Here is an 8,929-nt window from a genome sequence, read left to right as displayed (position 1 = left end):
GCTGGTCTTCCCGTACCCCGCCCCTCCGGCTAGGACCACCCCCGGGCTATGGCGGAACGCTTCCTCCACCAAGCGCCGAGGGCGGTCCCGCCGCACCTCCTTGGCCGTGCGCGGGGGGAGGAGCCTCGAGGGGGGCACCGGATAGGGCATGCTCACATTCTCCTAGTATCCAGGCCTCCGGGCAATGGCCCATTGACTCCGCCCCAGGCAGAAGGCCTGGCCCCGTGGAGGCTACCCCCAGGGAAGGACACCCCTCGTGTAACGGGGCTGTAACACCCAGAAGCTAACCTTGAGGCAAATGTTCGTCCGAGGGCTGGGGATTTACCTACCCGTCAAGCGCGTGTCGGCAGAGGAAATCGCCGCATCCTCGGGGCTTCCGGCAGAGGTGGTTCGGGAAAAGCTGGGGATCGTGGAAAAACCGGTACCGGGGCCCGAGGACCACCCCGCCGACATGGCCCTTTGGGCCGGCCAAGCCGCCCTCAAGGCGGCGAACATCCCTGCGGACGCCATCGACTGGGTGATCTCCATTGTGGAGGAGTACAAGGACTATCCCGTCTGGACCACAGCCCCCTACCTGGCCTGGGGCCTCGGGGCCTCGAGGGCCAAGGGGCTGGATCTCAACCAGAAGTGCGCCTCCCTCATGGGAGCCCTGGAGGTGGCCCGGGGGCTTTTCGCCACCCGCAAAGAGGCCCAGGTGATCCTGGTGGCGGGGGGCTACCGCAATGGGGACCTGGTGGACTACCAAGACCCCAGCACCCGCTTCCTCTACGACCTCGCCGCAGGGGGAGGGGCCGCGATCCTCACCCGGGAGGGACCTGGGCTACGGCTCCTGGGCCTTGCCCACCGCATGGACCCCACCCTGGCCCTGATGGTCAAGGTGCCTGTGGGGGGAACGCGAAGCCCGTTAAATCCGGACAACCTGGCAGAGTTCCGCCTGCGCGTGGAAAATCCTCAGGCTATGAAGGAACGCCTAGACCGCAGCTCCATCCCCACGTTCCTGGAGGTGATACGGGAGGCCTTGGGGGAAGCCGGCTATACCGAGGCTGACCTAGACTACCTGGCCCTTCTTCACATGAAGCGCTCCGCCCACCGGGCGGTGCTGGAAGGTCTGGGCCTGAGGGAAGACCAGTCCATCTATTTGGAACGCTTCGGGCACCTGGGCCAACTGGATCCTATCCTCTCCCTGAAGCTGGCCTGGGAGGAGGGGCTTTTGCGGGATGGAAGCCTGGTGGCCTTGGCGGCGGCAGGGGTGGGTTACTTCTACGGGGCAGCGGTGCTCCGTCTGGAAGGAGGGCTTTATGCTTGAGCCCAACTGGCTAGGAAGGCTTGCCGTATACCACCCCAAGCGCCAGGCCCTCTGGTTTCGCGGTGATTGGCTGACCTATGGGGAACTGTACCAAAGGGCCCGGAGGGCGGCAGGGACCCTGCAGAAGCTGGGGGTAGGCCCAGGGGACCGGGTGGGCCTACTGGCTTGGAACCATCCCGCTTACCTGGACCTCCTTTTCACCGCCCCCCTCCTAGGCCACATCCTCACTCCCTTCAACCACCGCCTGAGCTTGCCCGAGTTGCAAGCCCTTTACGCCTACACCGAACCCCAGGTGCTCTTCTACGGGGAAGGGTTCCAGGAAATGGCCCGGGCCCTTGATCCAAGGGCCCTTCCCCTCGAGGTCCTCCTCGAGGGAGCGGAAATAGAGGAGGCTACCAGGGTAGACCTGGAAGACCCTGCCCTCCTCCTCTTCACCGGGGGCACCACCGGCCTGCCCAAAGGCGCCCTGATCCCCTACCGTCAGCTTCTGATCAACGCCATCCAGACCGCCTTTTCCTGGGGGCTTACCCGGGAGGACCGCTACATCCTGGCCACCCCCATGTTCCACGCCGCCCTGAACGCCCTGGCCACCCCTCTCCTTTACCTGGGGGGGAGCGTGGTGATCCAAGAGCGCTTCCGCCCTGACGAGTACCTAGCCCTGGCCCAGGCCCACCGCCCCACCATCCTCTTCCTGGTACCTACCATGTTCCAGATGCTCCTGGAAACCCCAGGCTTCGCCGAAGCCGACCTTTCCTTTGTCCGCTTCGCCATCTCCGGGGGAGCCCCCTGCCCTAGCCCGGTGCGGGAAGCCTTCCGCAGGAAAGGGGTGCGCTTCAAGCAGGGCTACGGCCTCACGGAGTGCGGCGTGAACTGCTTCACCCTGGAGCTGGAAGAGGCCGAGGCCTACCCCGAGAGCGTGGGCCGGCCCATGCCCCACTTGAAGGCCCGCCTGGTGCGGGAGGATGGAAGAGAAGCCCAGGTGGGGGAAGCCGGGGAGCTTTGGCTTTCGGGAAGCGTGGTCATGAAGGGGTATTTCCGCCGCCCCGAGGAGAACGCCAAGGCCTTCGTCTATGACGGGGAAAGGCTCTGGCTTAGGACCGGGGACCTGGCCTTCCAAGATGAGGGAGGCCGCTTCTACATCGCAGGGCGCAGGAAGGACATGTTCATCTCGGGGGGGGAGAACGTCTACCCCGGGGAGGTGGAGCGAGCCCTCTACGACCACCCAGCGGTACGGGAGGCCGCCGTGGTGGGGGTACCGGACCCCAAGTGGGGTGAGGTGGGGGTAGCCTTCGTGGTCCTAAGGGAACCGCTAGAGTCAGAGGCCCTTCGCGCCTTCCTGCGGGAGCGCCTGGCGGGGTACAAGGTCCCCAAGCACATCGTCTTCATGGAGGAACTCCCCAAGTCCGGCCCAGGAAAGGTGCATAAGGAAGCGTTGAAGAGAATGTGGGAGGCGGAGCATGGCCAGGCTTAGGTACCGCATAGAAGGTAGGGGTCCTAAGGTAGTGCTTCTCAACGGGATCTTTCAACGCCTGGAGAGCTGGGATCCCGTGCTGCCCCACCTCGAGGGCTACACCGTACTCCGCTACGACATGCGGGGCCAAGGGGAAAGCGAAGCCCCAGAGGGTTTCTACACCCCAGAGGTCCACGCCCAGGACCTCCTCGGGCTCCTCGAGGAGCTGGGCTGGGAAGACGCCGCCTTAGTGGGCCTTTCCAATGGGGGGATCGTGGCCTTAAAGGCCGCCCTCCTGGCCCCTCATCGCTTCCGGGGGCTGGTTCTGGCCTGCACCACCCCCTACCTGGACCCCGCCTTAAGGGCCAAGGTGGAGAGCTGGCTTTACGCCCTTAGAGCTGGGGGCACCCCCTTGCGCCTTAGGGTAGCCCTACCCTGGGTATTTGGGGCCCACTTCCTCAACACCCACCCCGACCTTTTAGAGGAAGAAGGCCTTGCTTCCCTGATGGCCCAGTCTCCGAATGAGAAAGCTCAGGAAAGGCTTCTTTTAGGTTTTCTTGCCCTACAGGACCTCAGGCCTGAGCTTCCGCGCCTTGCCTTACCCGCCTTGGTCCTTTATGGGGAGGAAGATCTGCTTTTCCCCAAGCCCTATGCGCAAGCCTTGGCTGAGGCCCTTAGGGCGGAGCTTCAAGCCTTGCCTACGGGCCACGCGGCGTCCCTGGAGGATCCCCCTGCCTTCGCCCGTGCCGTGAGGCAGTTCCTGGAGGTAGTCCATGCTTAGCTACTTGGAAAGCGGTACCGGAACCCCGGTGGTTTTAGTCCACGGCAACTTTGCCTGCAAGGAATGGTGGCGGGAACTCTTGCAAGATCCCCCAGAAGGGGCCTGGCTCCTGGCCCCTGACCTGCCGGGCTTTGGTGAAAGCCCAGTTCCTGAGGATTTCTTCCCTTCCATCCCCGCCTACGCAAAAGCCCTTACAGACTTTCTGCGGGAAAAGGAGGTAGAGGAAGCCATCCTGGTGGGTCACTCCCTAGGGGGTGCGGTGGTTATGGAAGCGGCGGACGAGAAGACACGGGGGCTGGTGCTCATCAACTCCGCCCCACCCTCGGGGTTGAAAACCCCAGAAGCCTATTACCCTATCCTGGAAAGCTACCAGTACAACCGGGAAGCCCTGGCCCAGGCCCTAGCTGCCATGGCCCCCACCCGTAGACCCCCCTGGTTCCCCGAGCTGGTGGAGAAAGCCCAAAGGATGCACCCCGCCCACTTCCAAGGCAATGCCCGGGCCCTGGCGGCGTGGCGGCTGGAAAGGGCGTACCCGGGGCCGGTTCTGGTGATCCACGGGGCCATGGACCCCCTCGTGACCCGGGCCCTGGCCGAGGAAACGGCGGCTTTCTTCCCCAGGGGTAGGCTTTTGCTTCTAGAAAACATAGGCCACTCAGTGAATCTGGAAAATCCCGGGTTGCTAAAAGGCATCTTAGAGGACTTCCTCAAGGAGGTGCACGGTGAAATTCAAGGTGGGAGATAAAGCCAGCTACACCCAAACCATCTCCGAGACCCACGTGGCCCTTTTCGTGGGAGCGGTGGGGGATACCAATCCCTTACATGTGGACGAAGCCTATGCCCAAGGAAGCCGCTTTGGCCGGCGCATCGCCCAGGGGATCCTGGTGGCGGGCCTCATCTCCACGGTGATCGGCACCAAGCTCCCGGGCACCGGGGCTGTATACCTCTCCCAGACCTTGCGCTTCCTAAAGCCCACCTACCTGGGGGATACCATCACCGCCACCGCAACGGTGAAGGGAGTGCGCGAAAGGGAAAAGGGGGGATTCGTCCTCACCCTTGACACCGTGTGCACAAACCAGCGCGGAGAAACGGTTATAGAAGGCGAGGCCGTGGTGCTTTACGAGGAGCCTACGGGCGCAAAGCCCTAGGGAAAGGAGGCGCGTATGGGAAAAGTAGTGGGATTTTTGGTTCTGTTGGCCGGGCTCGCATGGGCCCAGGTTCCCCTGAAGGTGGGGGTCATCCTCCCCCTCTCCGGGGCCTCTGCGGTTTCGGGTAAGGCAGCGCTGAACGGCATCCAGCTGGCCGCCGATGAGGCCAACGCCGCCGGTAAGGTGAGGCTGGAGCTGGTGGTGGTAGACGACGGCACCGACCCTGCCAAGGCGGTTCCTGCCTTCACCAAGCTTATGACCGTGGACAAGGTGGACATCGTGATCGGCGGCCTAGCCAGCGGTGTCACCTTCGCCCTCTCCGGTCCCGTGAAGCAGTACGGCCCCCTTTTCCTGGTTATCGGAGCCGCCAGCTCTGTAGTAGAGCAGGCTTTTGAGGGATATCCCCTATTTTTCCACTACCACCCCTGGGACTACCACAATGTGGCCGCCGCCCTGCAGTTCTTCCAGTATTTGAACCGGGAACACGGAGCTAAGAAGGTGGCCATCCTCTACGAAGACGGGCCCTTCGGCTCCGCAGGCATCGGGGTTTACAAACAGCAACTGGAAAAACTGGGCTACCAGGTACAGGCGGAACCCTTCAAGGCAGGGAGTGGGCAGTTTACCGCCATCCTGACCCGCTTCCGGGCCTTTGCTCCCGACATCCTTTACTGGATTGGATACGATGTCGACGCCTTGCCCATCGCCACCCAGGCCAGGCAGGTGGGGCTCAGGCCCAAGCTCATCTATGGCGCTCCCCCCTCCTGGCCCATCGGTTTTGAGAAAAACCCCCTTTCCAATGACATCGCTGGCATGACCGCCTGGTTACCCACGGTGGCCAACGCCGAGTCCCGGCGCTTCGTGGAAGCCTACCGCAAGAAGTACGGGGAAGTCACGGAGGAATACATGGCCCCCATGGGCTACACCATCCTCAAAAGCCTAGCCCTGGCGGCGGAAAAGACAGGCAGTGCCGACAAAAACCGCATTGCCGAGGCCTTGGCTGGCCTCAAAATGCCCACGCCCTTTGGCCTTCTGTCCTTCAAACCCTCGGACACGGGCCGCACCAAGTACCAAGGGTTTGGCCCGGAGATCTGGTTCCAGTTCCAGTACCTCCAGGGAAGCCGTCGCCCCGTTTTCCCCAAAGAAGTAGCCACAAGGCCCTTGCGCTACCCCGGGGAGTACTACCTAAGATAGGGAGCCTCTAGGAAGACCATGGAGCTCCTGTTGCAAACCCTCCTAAACGGCTTTCTCATGAGCGGCATCTACGCCCTGGTGGCCACGGGTCTGGCCCTTTCCCTAGGGGTGGTGGGAATCGTCAACTTCGCCCACGGGGAGTTTTTGATGATGGGGGCCTTCCTCTCCTACCTGCTCTTCGCCTTCCGGGGGATGGACCCCCTCCTCTCCCTGGGCCTGGCCTTCCTCGCCGCCTTCGTGGTGGGTGCCCTTACCTACCAGGGCTTGATCCGACCGGTGTTGCGGGCCGCCGAGCTCAACCAGATGCTCCTCACCTTCGGCCTGTCCATCCTCCTGCAAAACCTCGCCCTCCTCCTGTTCGGGGCCGACACCCGGGTGGTGGCCCCGCCTTACCAGGCCACCACCCTCTCTTTAGGACCCTTTTTCCTAGGAGCTGTGCCCTTTGGGGCCTTCTTACTTTCCCTTGACATCCTCCTAATGCTCCAGGTCTTCCTCACCCGAACCCGATTCGGCCTCGCCATGCGGGCCGTGTCCCAAAACCGGCTAGCTCCTGGCCTTTTGGGCATCGAAGCGGACAGGGTTTATCTCCTGGCCTTTGGCCTTGCCGCTGCCCTAGCCGGCGTAGCCGGGGTCATGTTATCGGTGATGCTTTACGCCAGCCCCACCGTGGGTTTCGTCTTCACCCTGAAGTCCTTTGCCATCGTGGCCCTGGCCGGGCTTGGCAACCTGAAGGGGGTGGTGCCCGCCGCCTTGGTGCTCGCCATGGCGGAGGCTCTGGTGAGTACCTATCTACCGGGAGGGGGCGGGCTTGTGGAGGCGGTCTTCTTTCTGGTTCTGTTTTTGGCCCTGGTAGGCCGGGCCTGGAGGAAGGCATGAAGGGTTTCGGCCACTTCCCCTTGATTCTCCTCTCCCTCGTCCTCTTTGCCCTGCTACCTTTTCTTCCCTTCGGGGTTTGGCAGGCCTTTCTCCTGGACGTGGGCTTTTTCGTCCTCCTCTTCACCGCTCTAGCCCTTTCTTGGGACTTGGTGGCCCGGACAGGGCAGCTCTCCCTAGCCCACGGAGCGTTCTTTGGCTTGGGGGCGTACAGCGCCGGGCTTCTGGCTCCGCAACTGGGTACCCTTCCCGCCCTCCTCTTGGGGGCCCTGACAGCGGGAGCCGGTGCCCTCGTCCTAGGGTCGGTGACCCTTCGCCTCCACGGCCTGTACTTCGCCATCGCCAGCCTGGCCTTCAGCGAGGTGTTGCGCACCCTGGCTTTGAAGCTACCCTTTACAGGGGGACCCATCGGTCTGCCTGTGCCCCCTCCCTTTGCCGGAGCCTGGCCTTTGGCAACGTACTACCTGAGCTTTGGCGTTCTCCTTCTGGCAACGGCTCTAAGCCTTTGGGCGGAAAGGAGCCCCTTCCGCCTCGCCCAGGCCGCCACCCGGCAATCGGAGGCCGTGGCCCGGGTCTTAGGCGTGCGGGTGGTTCAGGTGAAGCTTTGGTCCTTGCTCCTGGGGAGTTTGGTTGCCGGACTTGCCGGTGGCGTCTACGGGATGAAGACCTTGTTTCTCTCCCCTTACGATGCCTTCAGCTTGGGAAGGGCTGTGGAAGCCCTGGTCATCCCCATTTTTGGTGGCCTCTACACCACCTTGGGGCCCTTGGTGGGCGGAGTGGTGTTGGTAAGCCTCGAGCAGGCCCTCAGGCTTTGGATCAAAGAGGGTTACCTGGTGGTCTACGGAGCCATCCTCATCTTGGTCATTCTCTTCCTCCCCCGCGGACTGGTGGGGATACTGGGGAGGCGCCGTGGGTAAGGTCTTGGAAGCGGCAGGGGTAAGCAAGCGCTTCCTGGGGCTCCAGGCCCTAAAGGAGGTAACCCTCCATCTGGAGGAGGGGGAGATCCTAGCGGTGATCGGCCCCAATGGGGCTGGCAAGAGCACCCTCTTGAACCTTCTTTCAGGTCTAATAAAGCCCGACCAGGGCCGGATCCTCTTCCTGGGGCAAGACATCACCCACCTCCCTCCGGAAGCCCGCACCCACCTGGGCCTAGGGCGGGCCTTCCAGATCGTGCAGCCTTTTCCCGAGCTGACCGTGCGGGAGAACCTTCTGGTAGGGGCCCTCTTTGGCAAGCCAGGAACGTCCCGGAAGGAAGGGGAAGCCTGGGTGGAGGAGGTGTTGCACCTCACGGGGTTGCAATCTCGGTCCGAAGCCTTAGCGGGGGATCTCACCCTTTTGGAGGACAAGCGCCTGGAGCTGGCCCGGGCCCTGGCCACCCGGCCCAAGGTTCTCCTCCTGGACGAGGTGATGGCTGGCCTCCGACCCAAGGAGGCTGAAGAGGCGGTGGCCCTGGTTAAGCGGATCCGTGAAACCGGGGTTTCCATCCTTTTCATTGAGCACGTGATGCCGGTGGTGCGGACCTTGGCCGACCGGGTGGTGGTCTTGGATTACGGCGAGGTGATCGCCGAAGGCACCTACCAGGAGGTGGCGCAGGACCCAAGGGTGCGGGAGGCTTACCTGGGGAGGAGGGCATGAGGCTCGAGGTGCAGAATCTGGAAACGGGGTACGGCAAAGCCCAGGTGCTCTTCGGCCTAGACCTGGTGGTGGGCGAAGGGGAACTGGTGGCCCTTCTGGGAGCCAATGGGGCCGGCAAAACCACCTTGCTTCGGACCATCTCCGGGCTGATCCCGCCCTGGCGGGGAAAGGTCCTTTGGGATGGGGAGGACCTCCGGAGGTTTTCCCCGGCCCGACGGGCCCGGCTTGGTCTCGGCCATGTACCGGAAGGCCGGCAACTCTTTCCCCTGATGACCGTGGAGGAAAACCTCCGTCTAGGGGCTGCTTTTCTGGCCCCGGAAAGGGAGAGGGAGGGTTTTGAACGGGTCTTTGCCCTCTTCCCCCGTCTATACGAAAGGAAGAGGCAACTGGCAGGTACCCTCTCCGGGGGGGAACAGCAGATGCTGGCCATCGCCCGGGCCCTCATGGGCTTCCCCAAAATCCTCCTGGTGGATGAGCCTTCCCTAGGACTCGCCCCCCGCCTAGCCGAGGAGGTGCTCCTTTCCCTTAAGCGGGTGGCGGAAGAAGGG

Annotated in this window: 10 protein-coding genes; all 10 read left to right on the top strand. The window is 63.2% G+C overall.

Annotated features, from left to right (window positions below; genetic code table 11):
- The first annotated feature begins 298 nt into the window (after positions 1 to 298).
- Positions 299 to 1,306: a 3-oxoacyl-ACP synthase gene (locus Q0693_RS09160; protein ID WP_298631027.1), complete on the top strand. Its 1,008-nt coding sequence runs from the start codon at positions 299 to 301 to the stop codon at positions 1,304 to 1,306.
- Positions 1,299 to 2,777, top strand: coding sequence for a long-chain fatty acid--CoA ligase (locus Q0693_RS09155; protein ID WP_298631024.1), 1,479 nt, complete (start codon positions 1,299 to 1,301; stop codon positions 2,775 to 2,777). The genes Q0693_RS09160 and Q0693_RS09155 overlap by 8 nt, the downstream gene beginning before the upstream one ends.
- On the top strand, positions 2,764 to 3,537 hold the full coding sequence (locus tag Q0693_RS09150) for an alpha/beta hydrolase (RefSeq protein WP_298631022.1): 774 nt from the start codon (positions 2,764 to 2,766) through the stop codon (positions 3,535 to 3,537). The genes Q0693_RS09155 and Q0693_RS09150 overlap by 14 nt, the downstream gene beginning before the upstream one ends.
- Positions 3,530 to 4,279 (top strand): alpha/beta hydrolase, encoded by a 750-nt coding sequence (locus Q0693_RS09145; protein WP_298631020.1) that lies wholly within the window; start codon positions 3,530 to 3,532, stop codon positions 4,277 to 4,279. Before Q0693_RS09150 ends, Q0693_RS09145 begins: the two co-directional genes overlap by 8 nt.
- Complete coding sequence (locus Q0693_RS09140; RefSeq protein WP_243029442.1) at positions 4,257 to 4,682, top strand: MaoC family dehydratase; 426 nt, start codon at positions 4,257 to 4,259, stop codon at positions 4,680 to 4,682. Before Q0693_RS09145 ends, Q0693_RS09140 begins: the two co-directional genes overlap by 23 nt.
- Before the next feature lie 15 nt (positions 4,683 to 4,697).
- Positions 4,698 to 5,873: an ABC transporter substrate-binding protein gene (locus tag Q0693_RS09135; RefSeq protein WP_298631018.1), complete on the top strand. Its 1,176-nt coding sequence runs from the start codon at positions 4,698 to 4,700 to the stop codon at positions 5,871 to 5,873.
- 18 nt (positions 5,874 to 5,891) lie between these two features.
- Complete coding sequence (locus tag Q0693_RS09130) at positions 5,892 to 6,749, top strand: branched-chain amino acid ABC transporter permease (RefSeq protein ID WP_298631015.1); 858 nt, start codon at positions 5,892 to 5,894, stop codon at positions 6,747 to 6,749.
- Positions 6,746 to 7,663: a branched-chain amino acid ABC transporter permease gene (locus tag Q0693_RS09125; RefSeq protein ID WP_243029439.1), complete on the top strand. Its 918-nt coding sequence runs from the start codon at positions 6,746 to 6,748 to the stop codon at positions 7,661 to 7,663. Before Q0693_RS09130 ends, Q0693_RS09125 begins: the two co-directional genes overlap by 4 nt.
- Complete coding sequence (locus Q0693_RS09120) at positions 7,656 to 8,381, top strand: ABC transporter ATP-binding protein (RefSeq protein ID WP_298631012.1); 726 nt, start codon at positions 7,656 to 7,658, stop codon at positions 8,379 to 8,381. The genes Q0693_RS09125 and Q0693_RS09120 overlap by 8 nt, the downstream gene beginning before the upstream one ends.
- Positions 8,378 to 8,929 (top strand): ABC transporter ATP-binding protein (locus tag Q0693_RS09115; protein ID WP_298631009.1); only part of this gene is annotated, 552 nt, incomplete at its 3' end. The genes Q0693_RS09120 and Q0693_RS09115, both read left to right, overlap by 4 nt.

Origin of the sequence: uncultured Thermus sp. (assembly GCF_938010445.1) — a bacterium.
In the GTDB taxonomy this organism is placed as follows: Bacteria; Deinococcota; Deinococci; order Deinococcales; family Thermaceae; genus Thermus; species Thermus altitudinis.
The sequence above is the reverse complement of the archived record's forward strand: the minus strand, read 5'-3'. Positions and strand labels throughout refer to the sequence as shown.

What these genes read in the sequence shown, in the direction of transcription:
- Q0693_RS09160 (WP_298631027.1), top strand. Translation starts at nt 299, where the DNA reads ATGTTCGTCCGAGGGCTGGGGATTTACCTACCCGTCAAGCGCGTGTCG.
- Q0693_RS09155 (WP_298631024.1), top strand. Translation starts at nt 1,299, where the DNA reads ATGCTTGAGCCCAACTGGCTAGGAAGGCTTGCCGTATACCACCCCAAG.
- Q0693_RS09150 (WP_298631022.1), top strand. Translation starts at nt 2,764, where the DNA reads ATGGCCAGGCTTAGGTACCGCATAGAAGGTAGGGGTCCTAAGGTAGTG.
- Q0693_RS09145 (WP_298631020.1), top strand. Translation starts at nt 3,530, where the DNA reads ATGCTTAGCTACTTGGAAAGCGGTACCGGAACCCCGGTGGTTTTAGTC.
- Q0693_RS09135 (WP_298631018.1), top strand. Translation starts at nt 4,698, where the DNA reads ATGGGAAAAGTAGTGGGATTTTTGGTTCTGTTGGCCGGGCTCGCATGG.
- Q0693_RS09130 (WP_298631015.1), top strand. Translation starts at nt 5,892, where the DNA reads ATGGAGCTCCTGTTGCAAACCCTCCTAAACGGCTTTCTCATGAGCGGC.
- Q0693_RS09125 (WP_243029439.1), top strand. Translation starts at nt 6,746, where the DNA reads ATGAAGGGTTTCGGCCACTTCCCCTTGATTCTCCTCTCCCTCGTCCTC.